We start from the raw sequence: 18,029 nt of genomic DNA on the forward strand, positions 1-18,029 counted from the left end.
TAGTTGCATTACATTTTCTACGTTGTTAGTACAGGAAGAACATACCCGTTACGAACTACACTATTCTGTAAATACCATACTTTGCCTTTGACCGAATCGCTGAGCCTCAATTCCCCTTTCTTTATTTTGATAAGGAAGCCTGCATCCTCTGCTTTGAGCTTCCTGTTCGATTTTTCCCAATCAACCAGATGCTCAACATCCTGCATGGTTATGATTCTACGGGGCGCAGTAGTGGTGGCTGATACAGTCTGTTCAGCATACAGCTCTTCAAGCAGCTGCGGATTTTTCTCCAGCACCAAGTCGACAACAGACCTGCCATTTTCAACTTCGCTATCCGTAAGAGGACGTTTTTTATTGATGCTTAGGGCGATTGCAGCACATTTTCCGCGTTTATGCGGTGTCAGCAGGTCAGTCTGACGACCCCATTGCTCAATGATTTCCCATGCCTTTGCCCCAAGGGAGCGAAGTGACTCTTCCTCCTGCCGGCGCTCCTCAGCTGCCAGTTCATCGTTGTTCTGACTGTAGCGTTTCTTTTGCTGCTGTGGGTCCGCAAAGTCATCTGCCAGCAGGTTGAGCATCTTCTGGCGACTGTCGCTGGTCGGGGCTTTGGTAAGCAGCAGCTTCCAGTAATCCTCCTGCTTGGCCCGTTCACTTACTAGTTTTCCACCGGCATTGTCCAGCAGGAATTTGTCGACCACGTAGAGCAGCTTGCGGATAACTTCCCGCAGGTTTTCTGATACCTCCTGCTGCTTCCAGATTTTAAACAGGTCAATCCGCCCTCCGGTGAGGTGGTTCAGAAAGGCCAGGGTGTAAGGGACCGTAAGGAACTTGAAATCCCCGATTTTGGTAGCCCCCCGGCCATACTCTGTATCCGCGGCCCGGAACAGAATGGCTTTGGCTATCAGGTCCTCAAAGAAGACATTATTGGGCAGGAAATCCTTCTTCAGCTTATCCTTCAGAAACTCCGAGTAGTTCTTCTGGGCACCCCTGGCCACAAGGTGGGGGTAGCCGTTCCACATGTGCTCGAACTTGGCAACCATTTCCTTGCTGAAAAGCTGTTTGCGCGGGTTCTGCTTCTCGAAAGCCGTGCGCCGGCTCGACGACAGCTCCCGGTTGTAGGCCACCTTGTACTGGCCGCGGGCCCGTTCAAAGAACCAGCGGGTCTGCAGCGCGGAGCCTTTGATTGCTGGCGCCCAGCAGGTACGGGAAATCTTTTCGAGTTGCCGGTTAAAGGCATTGTTGGCCGACAGGTCGGCCGCCTGAATACCATTCTGACTGTTGGCGTACTGGGAAATCAGCGGGATGATTTCGTCCATCTCCTCGGGCCGCCGCAGCACCGTCAGCTTCATCTGGACGAAGACCGTGCTGATGTCCGCCTTGTCCTGGCGCTGTGTGCGGAAAATAGCGGCCGTGGTCTGGCCCCCGTTTACAATCTGCAGGTCGCGGACCTTGTAGATGGCCCACCCTCCCCCGGGCATCTCCCGCACTTCGGCATCCTCGGCAGTGGCCGCGATGCCGTTGTTGTAAGCCAGAAACCGGTGGGGAGCCGTGCGGATGGTGTTGCGGATTCCCTTGTTTACGCCACCCGTAAAATCGAGAAAGGAACGAACGTTCTGCTCCAGCAGGCGGGCACCGTAGCGCTCGTAGATTTCCGCCAGCATGGTCCCGGAAACAATCGCCAGGCAGGATTGATAATCATTGTTGCTCACCGGCATGGGCAGGCACGCCAGCGGCTTGCCATAGCTCTTTTCAAAGTCTATTTCAATGGGCTCCCGGCGGTTCCGGCTGGTCCATAGACGGTGGAAGCGCTCAAGGTCCCACAGATGGTACTGGACGTGCAGGGTATCCCGCAGTTTGCGGTCCGGCAACACAATGTCCGAGGTCAGCCGGGCATTGGTCAGGATGAAGATGCGCGCCCGCACCACTTTGGCGGCGTGCTCAAACAGCACCTGCGCCAAGTCATAGACCGGAGCCGACTCATCGAGCTTTTCCCGGTAGCCGTTAAATACATCCTTCAGAAAGCGCTCCGACTGGTTGGCAGCTGTTGTTACCTCGCTTTTGGGAAACGAGCGCACCTCCTCACCCTCCTGGAAAAAGGTAATGAACAGGTCAACGGTTTCGTAGTCCTCGCTGAGCGCGTACCCGTTGATTTTATGCTGAATCTGATTGGCTTTGTTTGCTTTGATGCTGGTACAGACGCGGGCATCCTCCGTCTCACCAGCATCAGACAGCATGCCAATCATGTACTCAGTAGCTTTTTCTTCCAGTAGCGCTCCCTCCTGCTCCGCCTCTGTAAGAGCACGGATTTCCTGATTCAGGTCGGTCAGAAAGGTCAGCAATTCGTCGGTATCAGACATGGGAATCGAGCGTAGCAGTGAGGGTAGCGAAAGGAATCAGATAGGGAAGCAACTGGTCGGTGTCGACGGTGTAAGCGACTGAGCCAAGCCCGGGCGGCAGGTCCGCCGCCCGGATGCGCGGGAAGGCCTCGTGAACCAGGGCCGGCATGGTATGCCGCACCCGGAATCCCTCCGCGTGGTAGCGCTCGGCCTGCGCATGGAAGTAGCCGGCCTGGTGCAGGCGGGTTTCAAAAAGCTTGAATACGGCCGGGTCGGACTCTAGCTGTGCAACCAGATGCTGCACCAGCTGGGGCAGCGTTTCGCCGGCATTTTCCGCTACCTCCAGAAACAGATGCACCAGAAAGAGCTGTTCGAAGGGACTCTCATCCAGCTGGGCGGCGCCGCTGACCTGAAAGGACTGACTGCTCCCGGAGCTGGTTTTCACTTCCACCGCGTTTGGCCCGAAGTGAAAATCCTGGGGGTCGTGCAATGGACCTGTCCAGGCATTTATTACCAGACCAGGTGCCAGCCCCTCCGCGAGCAGTTCCCGCATCAGGTGCAGTTCCCCGAACAAACCCTGCCGCGCCGGACCACTGAGCCCGGCCGGGTTAAACAAGCCGAACAGTTCCTGCCAGCGGTTGAGCCGGGCCATAAAAGCCCGCAGGTGGGCGTTGCTGTCATGGGCATCTGCCAAAGCCGCCACGATGTCGGCCGCTAGGATGGAGAAGATGTCCGAAAACCGCTCATCCGTCAGAATCAGAGCCAGCAGAAACGCTTTTTCGGGTTCATCCGGGTCCGGCAGCGGCTCAAGGCTCAGGCCAGAATAGCGACGGTCGGGGGTTATGCGCGAACGCAGGCGCACCGGCAGCGCAAGCATCAGCACCCGGCGGATACCTCCGTCGGGTGCATTGAGTATCCCTGCCGAAAGCGGGCTTTCGGGGTTGGCCGGCAAACACGGGAGGGCCTCTACCTTACCGGATGCCGGCGGTTCGAGCGCAAGTTCTTTCCAGATGGCTTCTAGGCCAGCGGCGGTTCCGGCGTTAGTCATCGTCGCGGGTTATCTGCTGGTCGGCCTCGTCGTCCAGCTCGTTATCGTCTTCATTGGTAAACTCGGCCAGCAACTGTGAATTACCCATGTAAGTCACTTTCCGGTCACCTTTCAGCGCCGGGAAACTAATGGCGTAACCCATCACCGGGATACCATCCTCATATTCTGCGGGCCTCGGGTCGAGCGGGTACAGCAGCAGCAGCGCCTCGGAAGCAGGCCGCTGCAACCGGATTTGCTCCCCGGAAGGGTAAGCAGCCCCGGCACGCTCTGCCCGGGTGGCTTCCAATGCCTTGCTCAGCTGGGTGTCGTCCAAATCAAGCGCTTCGTGGCGCGGACTGATAATGTGCGCCTTGGGAATTACGTATTCGACGGTACTGACCGCTTTGGACTTATCCTTTGCCCCGGCCGCATTACGGAACGTGGTGCGGACCATTTCCGGCTTTTCGTTGATGATAAACGGCACCTTCAGGTTCGTATCATTTTCTGCCTGCATCAGGATGATGGTCCATTTAGTCAGGCGTCCGTCCTGTTGCTGTTTACTGATGTAATCCGTCAGTTTCCCCGGCTCGATGTTGCGCTGGGTCGTCAGGTATTCCAGCAGGAAACCCTGCACCGTATCGGCGCTTACCCCGCGCCAGGCATAGGGCTGCCTGCCCACCGGAGCCAGTGCCCCCAGTTGGTTGATGAGCTTCTGCACCGCATCGTAATTGGTCTTTATGAAACCGGGGTCGCGACGGGGGAAAGCATAGGTCTCCATCAGCTCACCCGCAAAACTCAGCTGCAGCGGCCAGGCCCCGCGCATCCGGTTGGTCGCCGTAATCTGGAGCACCCCGGGCTTGGAGCGGATTTTCAGGCCGTACTCTTCCGGCGTGCGGCGCTGCCGTACCATCCGGTCAAACTCCAGACGCAACTCTTCGGTGGCCAGGGTAATGTGACGGTACCAGCTGATGATTTCCCCGCTGGTAAACAGCCGGCACAGGTCGGCGTATCCGGGACGGTAGCCGAACCAGCGCCCCATCTGCATGAGCGTATCGTACATCCGCGATGCCCGCAGGTAATAACTCACGCACAGTCCTTCCAGCGTAAGCCCACGGGAAAGCTTGTTTCCGCCGATGGCAATGACAAATAATCCCGTATCGTCGTAATCGCTGTAAGCCAGCGGCAGGTGCAGGGTATCGCCGGTTCGGTCCGGGGTGCCGTGCACCACCCGCACCTTAATGCGTTCCATGGCCGGCCGGAGCTGCTTGCGCACCGCCTCCCAGCTCAGGGGTTTGATGGCGTGGTCATCCAGCAGTTTTTCATCGATAAACCGCGCCGTGACCGGCTCGTACTCGTTTTCCCATAACGCCTTCAGCGCCGGCTCCAGACTGTTTTTGCGCAGGGTCAGCTTGGAGCGGCAGTCGCTCAGGTACTCGCTGACCAGTTTTCCGGTCTGGTTCTGCCAGCGCACAAAGCGCGAGACGTGGATGAGCATCGAGCTGTGCTGCCGGGTCTGCCCGCGGGCCATGCGGGCCGCACAGGTCAGGAAGAAGTGATTCACTGCATCTTCCAGGGAATCCGGCAGGGAAGTGGGCAGGTCGTCGTCCTTTTTGTGTTTGTTGGGAAACAGCTCTAGGTAGTTGTCGGTCTCCTCGTCCAGCTCATGCACCACCGGCAGGACGTTCTCATGGGAGCCATCCTCTTCGTCATCCGGGTCGCCGATTCCAAAAATCTTGTCGGGGCCGATGTAATTGGTCGGCGGGGGAATATTGACGATGAAGTCCCGGGGGAACAGCTCCTGCCCGACGGCAGCGTCCAGGGTGTTGTGGCGCCCTTTGATGCTCAGGTTTAATGCCTCAAAATCGGCGCGGCTGAGTACGGGAATGAAGATGTTGGCAAACGGAGTCGCCGTGTAGCCCACGTAGGCCTTCTGCTCAAACAGAGAGAGCAGTACCCGCACGGCGGCGTTCACAGCCGATATATTCTCCTTGCTGACGTTAATCGAGGCGTTGTCAGCCTCGTCGTCAATCAGCAGCAGCGGCATATCGCTCAGCAGGCGGTGCCCTTTCTCGGTCTCCTCTCCCTTGGCGGCAAGCCACAGAATCAGGTTGCGCAGGATGCTGACATTCTTTTTCACCACTATCAGCACCGGGTCCGACCCGAAAATGGTAGCGGGTACACTGTCCGCCAAGGAGGTTTTAAAATCCCCGTTTGACGCGCTGGTGGTCAGCGAGTGAGCCGGCACCTTGCGGTCACGCTTCCCCACACCAATCCAGTGGTTTCCGGTGCGGTGAGTACGGGCCGTCTGGGTATTATACCCAACGAAGCCCTCGTCCAGACGTTCCTGCGTCTGGCTGCGGAGGCTGCTATGGATACCCGCCAGCACAATAATGAGCTTGTAGCCGGCATCCGCCGCCTTGCAGATAAGACCGGTGTAGTTGCCGGTCTTGCCGGACTGTACCTGCCCCACAACCATACCGCGCCGGTCAAAAGGCAGGGTGCTGCGGGGGTTACTCAGACGGTCAAGGATGTCATCGGTCAGGTCGCCCAGCTGGTCTACGGTATGAGCGGCCATCCGCCGGTCGAACTGCATGTAGTCGCGGTAGCGGCTCCAGAACTTCCATTTGATGTCCTCACGGGCCTTGTCCAGCCACGGGGGCTGCCGGTTGGCCTTATCCTCCAGAATGGCGTAATCCAGCGATTTCACCCGGTAGTAGGCCAGCAGGTCCGCCTGCAGCCGCTCTTTGTCAGCCTCGGGGTACAGCATCCCGACCCGGCCCACCGTTTCGGTTATAACAGCCGGGGTTTTATGGGCCTTGGGCGTGAGCATGGTGATGGCCACACTCAGGGCCTCCTCGTGGGAATCAGGCATTCGGGAGCTTGTCGATGAGGTGAGGGAAATAATTGAAAGGCTCCATGTTGAACAGCAACTGCCGCACGTCAGCCGCGGAGCGGCCGGCCGCCCGGAAGTCCCTGAACAGGTCCTGCAGCAACGGCATGATTTCCTCGTCGCCGACGTTTTCGTACGGCACGGCCTGTTCGCGGGGCTTTTCCGCCTCACTCAGCACAATCAGGGGTACGGGGATGGTTTCCTCGCACATCCGCAGCACGGCATGCAGCAGCGCGGAAGACTGGCCTTTGCTTTTTTCGAGCAGGTCCTTTACCAGCGGGTGCTGGCGGTTGATGGTGTAGTGCCGCTGACCCAGGCGGACATTCTCCTGCCAGACCGGTGTGAAACCAATGCTGTGGGTGTGCTTGAGCTTGCGCCCACGGGCCCGGTAGACTTCCACCGCCCGGGTGCGGGCATGGGTGCCGATTCGCTTGAAGTCGCCCTGCAGCGTGGTCGGCGGGAAGGACTGCGCTTTGCGGATGTCAATCTGCCAGGCATCGTCCAGCGTGTTGGGCAGGTCCACCATGATGCGGGCCAGCTTGCAGTGCTCCTCGCGGCGGAACAGGCCCAGCCAGTCCCCCGCTACCAGCAGCCGCCGGTTACGGTAGATATAAAAGCCCTGGTGGGCACCCCAGCCGCGCAGGCCCCCTGCTTCCTCAAACAGGTCGGGATGGGAAAGCCGGCGGTGATGCGGCAGAATGTAGGGTCGGATAACCACCTGCCCGCTGAGCAGGGTTTCGTCAATCAGACGCTGGGTGAAGGGTTCAGCCGTGAGAAAAGGGTCCCAGGGGCTCAGCTTCTCTCCGTTAACGTAAATCGTCAGGCTGCCGTCTTCCAGATAACGGTGAAAGACCATGGCCAGATGATGTTCGACCAGCTTGACGTACTGGCCAAAAAGCGCTTCGTGCTTTGGATTGCCCAGCTGCAGGGTTCTCACCAGCCGGTCCATCTTTTCCCAGAACACAATGGTACCCTGCGGCTGGGCTGCCAGTTGTTCCACCAGGGATTCATCCGAGACGTGGCACAGCAGGTTCCAAGCCTTTGCCTCGTTCACATAATCTAGGTCCCAGCACCGGAAAGTCACCTCTCCCAGCCGGGGCTTGGAAAGAACTGTGAACCGGCGGCATTGGGAGAAAGAGGCAGTTTTCAGGCCCAGTCCGAACCGTCCCAGGTCGTCTTTGTGGCGCACCTGGCTGGGGTGCCGGCTGCCCGGTCGCATTGCTTCCCGTAGCGCTTCCGGGTTCATACCCCGGCCATTATCCGATAGTGTCAAAGTGGACTGCTGCCCCTGCCAGATGATTTCGAGCTGTACGTCCGTTGCTCCGGCTGCAATGCTGTTATCGATTATATCGGCCACGGCCGTGTCCAGCGTGTAACCGATGGAGCGTAGGGTTTCGAGCATGGAATCAGCCCGCGGGCCGGCCTCCTCGAAAGGAATTGTCTCAAAGCTCATTGATAGCCGGCCTGTTGCCGGTAGGTAGAAACCCGATAGTGGAGGTATCGGATGAAGGTAAGAGTTATATCAGATTTGGCATGGGGAAGAAAACAGCTGGTACATCCCCTGAACGAAGATGGCACCAGCTGTCTGACTGAAATCCGGATTAATATGCAGCAGGAATCGTATCGGATTCTTACTGCGCGTAGTTTAGCGCCAACTGCTTGTCTTTTTTGCCGGAGCGGCGTTTACCTACCGGAGAGTCCGGCCGTAGAAAATTTCCGACGCCATTCAGCGCATTGCGAACGCTTAGGGCAATTCGTTCACCCATCAGCGGCGGGACTGCATTGCCAATCTGTTTCAGCGCCGAAGTCCGGGGTCCTTCAAAGTAGTAGTTGTCAGGAAACGACTGCAGTCTGGCCGCTTCCCGCACTGAAAGCGAACGGCGTTGTTTGATATCCGGGTGAATGTAATAGTGTCCGTCTTTACTGATATGTGCCACCACAGTCTGTGAGTAATGCATATCCGAGGCCACTACCTTGAACCTGTCGGTGAAGTCCGTCTTATTCACGTGAAAAATAAGATGACCCGGCAGCTCGTTATATCGCATTCGCTGATATTCATCGCCCCCGTCGTTCCAGTGTTCAATAAACAGCCGGTAAATCTCCCGGTCTTCCTCCCGGTGCGGCCGGGCGTGATGCCAGGTTATTACCGGGCATTTTTGGCGTAAACCTGACCATTTCAGGTATGGCGTATTGGTCTTGGGTTCGTAAGGAGTAGGCGGGAAAACCTGACCAGGCTCCAGAGGCGGCAGGTCACTGAGCAGTTCCTCTACTGTGAATCGTTTCTGTTCTTCTGCCGTCAGGGTCCCGAATGCCGGATAGCCTAATGCCGGCTGGTCAAGACGCCAGCCAATGATAATCAGTCGCTCACGGCTCTGCAGCACCCCGAAGCTTCGGGCATTCCACTCCCGCACATCCATAGCGTAGCCCGCTTCCAGAAACGTTTCCCGGATAAGGTCCAGTTGCTGTCCGTTCCTGAAGCTCAGCATCCCCAGCACGTTCTCAAACACGAACATACGGGGACGGTACTTTACCAGGAATTCTGCATACTGCAGATAGAGCTTACTGCGAGGGTCGTTTTCCATCACTGCGCGCCCCAGTCGGGCGCGTCCGGCAACGGAAAAGGTCTGACAGGGCGGCCCTCCGATAATCAGGTCTACTTCCTGCTTTCCTTCCGGCAGGCGTTTCAGTTGCAGGTCAATCTTATCAAATATTCCCTGCCGCGTTTCTTCACCAATGGCCTCGTTGATGACTGAATCCAGTAATCCTGGCTGAGTCTTTTCAATCAGTTCATACAACTCCTCGCGTGGGAGCTTGCCGCGGAGGTAATTGAAGTATGGCTGGTAATCCTTTTTCTCGTGCAGACAATACCAGGCCAGTCTTGTGCGGATAGTATCGCAGGCGTGGGCATCCATTTCTACGTGCGCCACCGGAGTGAAGCCCGCATTATGGAAGCCTTCGGATAAGCCACCTGCGCCCGCGAACAGGTCGATATAGTTCATTGTCAGCTATTTAGCGAAAACACTCGCTTTTCCAGCACACAAGTACGGAACTTTTCGGCCATTTGCCAGCAGATTTAGCATTCCAGTTCATCCGATTCGGGGGCTGTCAGGGAATAAAAGAGCCTTTCCAGCGTACGTTCCCGATGCGGTGGCCGAAGCTCACATTCCCACACAACCAGCACCCGCCACCCCTGATTTTTTAATTCTGTCTGCTGGCGCTCGTCATTGGTTACGTTGCGCCCGATTTTTTCCATCCAGAACTCGGTCCGGGTTTTCGGCACCACAAAATACCGGCATCCTTCGTGCTGATGCCAGAAGCAACCATGCACAAAAATCACGGTCCGAAGTCCGGGGAACACCATATCAGGCTTTCCTGGCAGCCCTTTGACATGAAGACGGTACCGCAGTCCACGGCCATGCAGGTACTGTCTCACCAGCATTTCCGGCTTGGTATCCTTGCCCCGTATGCGGGACATATTGAAGCTGCGCGTGGAAGGGGTATGAACGTCGGCCATCAGTAGGTAAACGTTATGGCAGCATATAAGGTGCTTTTTGCTGAACACCCCCCGTACCGGAACCAGCCTCATTGCAGGTCGGATATTCGCGGTTTCTTTCTTCCTTTACAGGACAGTATCCCGCCTTCAGATGCCTGCAATATTATATCAACCGGCCGCTACGCCCCAGTCAGTATCAGACCAGGGATTGTGGACGCCCGGCCTGACGCCGGAATTCCAAGGCGCTGCAGACTTGGTGCCGGGTTTGTTACGCTGCAGCCCCAAACTGGTGGACGTCCTAGCGAATGGCCCTGGCTACATCGTCTACTCTGTATTCGATTGCGAAGACGAAATCAATCCGGCCGCAATGGAAGTGGTGGGAAAGCTGACCGGCCAGTCGTTTGATATTGAAAACGAAGACGAGATACTACGCGGACCGGTTCTGGTCGTCTTGGCCGGACACACACAGACCCCATAATTTGCTCGTGCTGCTTCCACCACTGGCCACCGAATACGGGTGCTTGGTGTAGTGACTGTGGTTCTGACGCTTACTTCTAAATACTTTCCCAGCCCGTACTATGCCCATGCCCGCAGAGATTCTGGAGTCAATGCTTGATTCTGAACTGGAAAAGTTCTCGGAGATAAGTGGCTTACCGGGAAGCGCTGTTGTCAACATAGTCAGGGAAATGGACATTGTTTACCTGTATCTGCGTGGCAGCGGACAGTTTGACGCTGCCTATACAGACTATTTTGAAACCATTCATCAGTATGGATGGCCACTGCTACTCCAAGCATGGTATTCAAAAATCGAGCAGTCCGAGTTCCAGCAAGTCCTGTACTCAAACAACGATATTACTGCCTGGGCCGACTCTGTCATTCACGCAACTGGTAAGCTTGCTTTTGCTCGGCAGCTGGTAATGTTCTGCAAAATGGGCTTTGCCTCAATCAGTCAGCCAATTGAAAGCGAGTTTGTATTCGCTACTACGGAATCCTATTCCAATGCTGAATTTTTTGACCTGCATGACTGGCAGTTTGTGCAGAAGCATATAGTCGGGCAGCTGACAAGCAAAAAAGCTGACAAGGACAGATTCGACGCTGACCGGGTCTACAAGCGGGTTATGCTCTCGGTTAAGAGCCCCGACAGACGAACCATTGCCTATCAGGCAACCCCTTACGTTACGGAATACTTCATTCAACAGGGCCGGCAGCACATTTTTCGCAAACAGGTCCACGACGATTTTGACGAAGCAGACCTGTTCGGGCAGGTACCTTATGGGGCCTACGTCACCATGGTCGAGTACCTGGCTGGTCTAGCGTTGCTCCATAAGGCGTTCTGTGAAGCGGCACACAAAAAATATGACCGCCTCGAACTGCGAAACATTATATCCTTATTCTGTTCCAGAGAAGGTGTTGTCGCCGACCTCGCCCGGTACCTGGGTCGTGCCGGGCAGGAGGTTAGCGGCATGCTGAACCATATCACGCTGAATAAAGACAATTACCAAGCTTACCTGTCAATTCCCCGCATAGCTCCGCCTCCTTTTGTTCAGGTTTCAGATTCGCAGCTACTGCGCTCGACCGCCGGATGCCTCAATAACCCTTTTCAGTTTCTGAACCATGAATTGAAAAGAACCTGCGAGCTGGATTACTCCAAAGCAGTGAACAACCGGGAGGACCGGTTCAGGAGAATGATATTTGGCTTCTTCACAGAGGACCGGTTCGTGCGTATTCCAGTTGAGATACGCATGTCTATTGACGGGCGCGAAACGGATATCGACGCGGTTGTCTTTGATAAAGCAACCAAGTCACTGGGGTTATTCCAGCTAAAATGGCAGGACCCGTTTGCCAACTCCATGCAAAAGCGGCGCAGTGTCATCAGCAACCTCCAGAAAAATGCCTTGAGCTGGCTTGACAAGGTGGTGACGTGGGTAGAGCGGAACGATGTGAAAACGACCCTCAACGCGCTGCAGATTACGCGGCATTCCCCGGCAGAAAATGCGATAGGCAACGTGTATTTCTTTATCATCGGTCGTCACAGTATTCATTTCACAGGGGTTGAGCAGGACGAGCGAGCCGCCTGGGGCTCTTGGCCACAATTACTGGCAGGAGCCGCTCGCATCACCAAGCAGGCGACAGAGTCCGACCCGATTCATCACATGCATAGTCACCTGAAGCACGATGCGCCACGATTGAGAATGGAGCGCGAAGGTTCTCCGGTACTGGCCGATTTCAACCTTCGGTTTGAGAACTTTCAGATAAGCCACCTAAGCCGCACTGAGTAGTACCCTCAGTTAAAGGGTTGGCACAATGTTGGCTGCATTTTTTATAATCGATTCGACGGATTTTGCCATTTACTATCCTGCTGCGGCATTAAAAAGCAGGCCTGCGGAGGCACGAATTCGTTGACTGTTTCAACTCTAGATGATTACATAGGAATGCTTTGACAAAAAAGCAGCATCAGGAGAGTCACAAAAAAGGGCATTACCAGCACCGAAAGCCCGAAAACACCTCGCATGCCGGGTGTGGGCCGCTCGAAGCTAATGCGCGGCGAGCTGCCGCTGGCCGCGCTATGCACGGCCAGCGGCAGCTTGATTGCAAGACTACGCTTGCTCCTTTATTAGATACGCACTCTCAGTCCGTAGATGTAAGACAGGCAAGTTGCGCCTGGAAGGTAGCCAGCGCCTCGCCATCCGGCAGCAAAAACCGCTGGCTAGGGCTATCCGGCGGAAACTGCAGCAACTCGTTCTGCACGTCGAGGCTACGCAGCAGCCGGTGCAGCAACCGGGGCTCTTCCTTCTTCAGGTTGCCGTTTTTCAGGTTGATGATGGTGGTGTAGGGAAACCTGTGCGCTTCGCAAAACGGCAGTAGCCCGCCCCGGGCAATCATCTTCAATCGGTTCTGGGCGTAGAGCAGCGCGTCCTGATAGGGCAAGGCTAGGCTCAGGTCGGGAAAGCTCAGGGGCGCTACTTCCGGCCCGCGTTTTTCTTCTTCCATGCTTTGTAGCTTTTAATCATTTCGGCGGCCTGCTCGGCCGTGGTGGCCCGGGCCTGCTCCTCTGTACAGTCGGGCTTAAACTTAGCTTTTACCTCCCCATCGGTGACGTAGAGGCCCCACTCGTTGCGGCCAATGGTATACTTGCCCACGGTGGCCAGCACGTTTTTGGCGGCCTCCGCCTGGGCTTTGATGAGGTAATTGACGGCCAGGGCCGGGGTAACGGCCGCGACCGTGATACCGGCCGGCACGTTGAAATACTGCTCGCGCCACTTCAGGTAAACGCCTTTCGGCCCCTGGCCTACCACCACCGGTTTGCCCTCGTGCTGGACCACCTCGCGAGGAGCCGACGCCCGGCGCTGAGCAATCAGGTTCTGGGCCTGCGCCTCGCTCAGCTGCGCAGAGCTGATGCTTTCGGGAAGGTTGTAGTATTTCTCATCATGCAGAATGTAGGGGCCATTTTTGCCGGTTCCCAGCAGCATCTCCGCGCCTTCGAAGTGGCCGATGAGGCGCTTTTGCAACTCGGACCGGTCCGGGGTGAGTTGGTCGGCAGCGACCACCCAGCCCAGCAGGTTCTGGTCGAACATCGGCACGAACTGCTGGTAGGTTTGCTGGCCCCGGGCAATCTTGTCGAACACGGCTTCGCAGCCGGCAGTGAACTTGTAGTCCATCACCTTGGGGAAGTTGCGCTCCAGAAACTCTGTGACCTGGGTGCCGGTGGCCGTGGGCAACAGCTTATCCTTATCGGCGCCCAGCGTCTCACTGCGCTGGCTGGTGGTCAACTGCCCGCCCTGCCAGGTTAGCACCTGCGCCGTAAGCTTCTTGCCCGCCACGCTGCCGGTGCTGATGTACTTGCGGGCGAAAATCGTGCGCAGGATGGACGCGTAGGTACTCGGGCGGCCAATGCCCTGCTTTTCCAGGTCCGCGACTAGGGTCGCCTCGTTATAGCGCTTGGCGGGCCGGGCAAAGCTCTGGCGCGCCTCCAGCTTTATTAGCGTCAGCGCCTCTCCCTCCTGCACCGGGTGTTTAAGCGTCATTTCCGCTTCGTCGTCGGGCTCCTCCCCTTCTTCCTCGGCGTCCTGATACACGACCAGGTAGCCGGCACGGGTGAGCACGCGGGTGGCACTGGTGTAGGTGTCGACGGCATCGGCCGCCGGGGCGATGGTTATCGTGGTGTGGTCGTACTGGGCAGCCAGCATCTGCGAGGCTAGGGCGCGGGTGTAAATTAGCCGGTAGAGCGCCTGCTCGTCGGGCGTGTCACCGGCGCTGGCCTGCTCCCAGTGGGTGGGGCGGATGGCTTCGTGGGCCTCCTGCGCGCCGTCCTTGTTCTTGGTCTGGCGGGCCTGGAACTGGCCGGCCCCAAACTGCGCCGTAATCTGCGCCTGGGCCTGCTGGGTGGCCTCCTCGCCCAGGTTCACGCTGTCGGTGCGGATGTAGGTGATGTGGCCGCCCTCAAACAGCTTCTGGGCCAGGTCCGACACCTTCTGCACGGTAAACCGGAGCTTTTTCACGCCCTCCTGCTGCAGCGTCGAGGTGGAGAACGCCGGCGCGGGCTGGCGCTCTACCGGTTTTTTCTCCACGTTCAGTACGCCAAAGCCCGCGCCGTGGCCGACCGGCGGCAAATACACCTGCGCTTGGTCGAGCGCGGTGAAGGGTGGGGCCGTGCGACGGGCCCGCAGCTGCTCGCCGTGGCTGGTCTGCAGGGTGGCCACCACCGGTACGGTGAACGTGTCCGTAAACTGCTGAATCTGCCGCTCCCGCTCCACCACCAGGCGCACGGCCACCGACTGCACCCGGCCGGCCGAGAGGCCCACCGCCAGCTTGCGGTTCAGCACGGGGCTGATGGTAAAGCCAACTAATCTATCCACAGCCCGGCGGCCCTCCTGGGCGTGCACCAGGTGTAGGTCCACCGTCGTGGGCGCGGCCAGCGCGGCCCTGATGGCCTTCTCGGTGATTTCCTGGAAGGCAATGCGCTTGGTCGTGCGCGGGTCCAGGCCCAGCACCTCGCAGAGGTGGAACGCAATGGCCTCGCCTTCGCGGTCGGGGTCGGTGGCCAGATACACGCCCTGGGGGCCGGCAGCTTTGGCCAGGCGGCGCAGGTTGGCGACCACGGCCTTTTTGTCGTCGCTGATGACGTACTTCAGGGCGTGGCCGTGCTCGCGGTCAATGCCAATGTCGCCCCCGCCCACGGGCAAATCCCGGATGTGGCCGACTGACGCGGCCACCTCATATTCGGGCCCCGCGTAGCCCTTGATTTTCTTAATCTTGTTGGGGCTTTCGACAATTATAAGCTTCATGCTGCGTGGCTAGTACGCAGCGAAACTACCAAGCCCGGTTAGCCCTTCGGAGAAAAAAGGACGAGTGGTAAAAAGTCGGGGGTGAAGTGCGGAAACTGGCTACGAATGGTCGCGAAGCTGCTGCCTGAGCTAGGCGTTTCCTGACTAAAAGCTAGCCGAACCTTATTCGCGCAGCGCGGGACCACCGAACGCGAGCGCCCGTCCGGCCGGGCCGAACGGGCGCTCGCCGGGTTAGCTGTTGCCGTACATATTCGACTCGCCCCCGTCGATGGCAATGGTCTGGCCGTTGAGGTAGGAGGCCTCGTCGCTGAGCAGGAAGGCCACCACTCTGGCTACTTCCTCGGGCAGGCCCAGGCGCTTGGTGGGGTTGCGCTGGGCGTATTCGGTTTCGGCCTGCTTGGGGTCGGCCGGGTTCACCTGTTTGAAGGCGCCGGCCACCATCGGCGTGAGGATGGCGCCCGGGGCAATGGCGTTGGTGATAATGCCGTAGCGCCCGTACTCCAGGGCGGCGTTTTTCGTCATGCCCGACACGGCGTGCTTGCTGGCCACGTAGGGCATCTGGTTGAGCACCCCGCGGATGCCGCCCACCGAGGCCACGTTCACAATGCGCCCGTATTGCTGGGCCTGCATGACGGGCAGCACGTAGCGCAGCCCGTAGTACACGCCCATCAGGTTGATGTCGATGACTTTCTTGAACACGTCGATGTCGTAGTCCACGATGCTGGCCTGCTTGCCCTCGATGCCGGCGTTGTTATAAAGGCCGTCGATGCGCCCGAAGGCCTTGACCGCTTCGTCGACGTAGTGCTTGACGGCCGCTTCCTGCGATACATCGGCCACGACGGTGACCAGGCGGGCCGCCGGCGTTTGGGCGGCAATCTCCTGTTGGGCCTTGGTTAAGCTGGCCTGGTTGTAGTCGACCAGCACGAGGTTGGCCCCGCGGGCGGCGAGTTCTTTGGCCGCGGCCAGGCCCAGGCCCATGGCGGCCCCGGTGATGATGATGCTTTTCTCTTGAAACTGGCTCATAAAAAACGGTAAATGGTGAACGGCGAGGCGGGCCGGCTTGGCCCGTCAGTACCTCCCGGCCGCTTACAGCGGGCCGGAGCACCTTTTCAAAAGCCCGTTTTCCAGGATTTGTTTGGCCCGTATAGCTCAAGGGTTAGCTCGACAGTCATCTTCCCACCAACTGTTTAACGCATTGCTCCTGGTTGCCGGGGAGCGCCTCTAGTGAACTCTGGAACCCTAGGCGGCAGGCCAACAAGGTCCTGTGCGCGCAGTAGTTGCCCGGCCCCCACTTATCCGCACCAGGTACCCAATTGCAAAAAATAACCTGCGTCGCGTCCTCAGTCAGGCTTACCCGGCGTCGGGCTGATTCTTCTTGAAGCGCGGGCGGCCCAGCGCCGGCGCGGGCGGCTCCACGGGATTGTCCATCTGCTTCTGGGCCAGCTTGGTCATGGTGAGCAGGTCGGATTTAGCCAGTTCGGCCACCTTCACCAGCTCATCCAGCGTGAAGCTGCCGGGCTTGGACATGCGCACGTTGAGCGTGTTGTGCGAGATGCCGATGTGCCGGGCCGTATCGCTGCGCATGCCCAGGGCGTGAATCAGTTCGGCCAGCGAATTATAGGAACTTGGTTTAAGCATAGCCGGGGCCGCAAAGAGGTCTAACACGAGCAAAGATTAGTCAATTTTTGCAACATTACGGCCCCCGCCGCCCCGTAGTTCGGCTACTCAAAAAAGCTGGGCGCCTGATAGCGGACAATCTCCGCTCCGTCCGGCTCAGTGATGCGGTCGAGGAACACCAGCACATTGCCGTCGCGGGCCTCGCGCTCGTCGGCCCGCTGCCAGATGGAGTAGAGCTCGGAGTAGGGGAAGAAATTCATCTGGTCGAAACCGCTGGCGAAGCCCTGCACCATTTCCTCGACCTGTTCGCGCTGCTCGTGGGAAACGTCATTGTACACCCAGCGCAGAAACTCTGCCGTGTCGGCCGGCAGGTCGAAGTAAGCCACCGTCTGCGGTACGGTGTGGCTGCCCATGTAGAGCAGCAGCTCCCAGAGCCGGTAGTGATTTTTTTCTCGCTGCCAGTATTCCACGATGTCCCGACGCCCAGTCCCCACGGCCTGCCCGGCAAACTTCATCGTGCCGGGGTCCGCCTCAAGGGCTTTGCGAAAGCCATAATCGGTGGCCCAGTCTTTTTTCGTGAGGCTCTGAAAGTTGTACATGCCGGGGTGTAGTGGTCAAGCGTTGGAGAGGCAAGTTAAGGCAAAGCCGGAACTGAAAAACCACTTTTTATAAGCGCCTATTCTAGCCTCAAGGTGGGTAAAGGGATATCCCACTCGCGGTAGGCGGTGGTATAGCGGTCGGCCACGATGGCCAGGCGCTCGGACTGGTCGTCGCGTTTTATCCAGACGTGCGAGCTGCCGCAGTGCACGCGGTAGCCGGGACCCAGCAGCTGGCGGGCAGCATCGGCAAACTCGCGCAGGTCGGTCGTGTCCGGCGCGGCCTCAATAAGCTGCCGCAACTGCTCCAGGCGCTGCGCTTCGGGGGAGTCGGCCGGTTGCTGTTCAACGGCTAGGTAAGCCAGCTGCGGGGCGAAAACGGGGCTATTCTGAGAGGGCTGAGTGGTCGGAGGCATGGCAAAAAGAACAAAAGGGAGAAAATGGCTACCTAACGGGTGGTTCAGAACTGGCCAGCTCCCGCGCGAGCAGTAGTACCCGGGCGTTGTGGAAGGCCTGGCCGAACACGCCGCGCTGGTAGTCGCGGGCCAGCTGGCCCACGTTGGCAAACTCGTAGCGCAGGCCCGTATCGCCCAAAGGCTGCAAAAACTGGTCGGCCTCCTCGGCGCTGAAGCCGCTCAGGTCACGGCCGTCGCTGAGCAGCAGCTGCACGCCGGGGCGCTCGTGGCGGCCCCGCTCGTAAGTGGTGTAAATCAGGCCCACGGCCCGCTCCCGGGCGTAATACACGGCATCGCCAACAACTAAATCATGGAGCTGGGGCATGGTAG

General features: G+C 58.2%; 15 protein-coding genes. 2 read left to right on the forward strand and 13 right to left on the reverse strand.

The genetic code is table 11. The annotated features are described in order from the left end of the window. Positions 1–17 precede the first annotated feature (17 nt). The 6 genes from ACYU70_RS21970 to ACYU70_RS21995 form a co-directional block, all read right to left on the reverse strand. On the reverse strand, positions 18–2,357 hold the full coding sequence (locus ACYU70_RS21970; protein WP_342297236.1) for an AIPR family protein: 2,340 nt from the start codon (positions 2,355–2,357) through the stop codon (positions 18–20). Further along, positions 2,350–3,384 carry a PD-(D/E)XK motif protein gene (locus ACYU70_RS21975; protein ID WP_342297238.1) on the reverse strand — a complete coding sequence of 345 codons (1,035 nt, stop codon included), beginning with the start codon at positions 3,382–3,384 and terminating at the stop codon, positions 2,350–2,352. Before ACYU70_RS21975 ends, ACYU70_RS21970 begins: the two co-directional genes overlap by 8 nt. Next, complete coding sequence (locus tag ACYU70_RS21980) at positions 3,377–6,235, reverse strand: Z1 domain-containing protein (RefSeq protein WP_342297241.1); 2,859 nt, start codon at positions 6,233–6,235, stop codon at positions 3,377–3,379. The genes ACYU70_RS21975 and ACYU70_RS21980 overlap by 8 nt, the downstream gene beginning before the upstream one ends. After that, positions 6,228–7,655: an ATP-binding protein gene (locus tag ACYU70_RS21985; protein ID WP_342297242.1), complete on the reverse strand. Its 1,428-nt coding sequence runs from the start codon at positions 7,653–7,655 to the stop codon at positions 6,228–6,230. The genes ACYU70_RS21980 and ACYU70_RS21985 overlap by 8 nt, the downstream gene beginning before the upstream one ends. 229 nt (positions 7,656–7,884) lie before the next feature. Then, positions 7,885–9,252 carry a DNA cytosine methyltransferase gene (locus ACYU70_RS21990; protein WP_460616126.1) on the reverse strand — a complete coding sequence of 456 codons (1,368 nt, stop codon included), beginning with the start codon at positions 9,250–9,252 and terminating at the stop codon, positions 7,885–7,887. A 74-nt stretch (positions 9,253–9,326) separates the two neighbouring features. Then, a complete protein-coding gene (locus tag ACYU70_RS21995) occupies positions 9,327–9,767 on the reverse strand; it encodes a very short patch repair endonuclease (RefSeq protein WP_460616127.1) in 441 nt (146 codons plus the stop codon). A 187-nt stretch (positions 9,768–9,954) separates the two neighbouring features. Between ACYU70_RS21995 and ACYU70_RS22000 the strand changes: the two genes are divergently transcribed. Together ACYU70_RS22000 and ACYU70_RS22005 are read left to right on the forward strand one after the other, a co-directional pair. Further along, a complete protein-coding gene (locus ACYU70_RS22000) occupies positions 9,955–10,224 on the forward strand; it encodes a hypothetical protein (protein WP_460616128.1) in 270 nt (89 codons plus the stop codon). A gap of 100 nt (positions 10,225–10,324) precedes the next feature. Continuing rightward, the gene (locus tag ACYU70_RS22005) at positions 10,325–12,025 is read left to right on the forward strand and encodes a hypothetical protein (RefSeq protein ID WP_342301119.1); all 1,701 of its coding nucleotides are present in this window, start codon (positions 10,325–10,327) and stop codon (positions 12,023–12,025) included. Positions 12,026–12,374: 349 nt separating this feature from the next. Here the strand turns inward: ACYU70_RS22005 and ACYU70_RS22010 are convergent, their stop codons facing one another. The 7 genes from ACYU70_RS22010 to ACYU70_RS22040 all read right to left on the reverse strand — a co-directional run bounded on the left by ACYU70_RS22010 (position 12,375) and on the right by ACYU70_RS22040 (position 18,024). Then, positions 12,375–12,737: a hypothetical protein gene (locus tag ACYU70_RS22010; RefSeq protein ID WP_342301121.1), complete on the reverse strand. Its 363-nt coding sequence runs from the start codon at positions 12,735–12,737 to the stop codon at positions 12,375–12,377. Further along, positions 12,707–15,031, reverse strand: coding sequence for a type I DNA topoisomerase (gene topA / locus ACYU70_RS22015; RefSeq protein WP_342301123.1), 2,325 nt, complete (start codon positions 15,029–15,031; stop codon positions 12,707–12,709). The genes ACYU70_RS22010 and topA overlap by 31 nt, the downstream gene beginning before the upstream one ends. 231 nt (positions 15,032–15,262) lie before the next feature. Beyond that, entirely contained in the window at positions 15,263–16,054 is a 792-nt protein-coding gene (locus ACYU70_RS22020) for a glucose 1-dehydrogenase (protein WP_342301125.1), read from the reverse strand. A 327-nt stretch (positions 16,055–16,381) separates the two neighbouring features. Further along, positions 16,382–16,669: a hypothetical protein gene (locus ACYU70_RS22025; RefSeq protein ID WP_460616129.1), complete on the reverse strand. Its 288-nt coding sequence runs from the start codon at positions 16,667–16,669 to the stop codon at positions 16,382–16,384. An 83-nt stretch (positions 16,670–16,752) separates the two neighbouring features. Next, positions 16,753–17,247, reverse strand: coding sequence for a hypothetical protein (locus ACYU70_RS22030; RefSeq protein WP_342301129.1), 495 nt, complete (start codon positions 17,245–17,247; stop codon positions 16,753–16,755). 77 nt (positions 17,248–17,324) lie between these two features. Continuing rightward, a complete protein-coding gene (locus tag ACYU70_RS22035; RefSeq protein WP_342301131.1) occupies positions 17,325–17,660 on the reverse strand; it encodes a hypothetical protein in 336 nt (111 codons plus the stop codon). Between the two features lie 28 nt (positions 17,661–17,688). Further along, entirely contained in the window at positions 17,689–18,024 is a 336-nt protein-coding gene (locus ACYU70_RS22040) for a hypothetical protein (protein WP_342301132.1), read from the reverse strand. Positions 18,025–18,029: the final 5 nt, after the last annotated feature.

This window comes from Hymenobacter segetis (genome assembly GCF_054776495.1).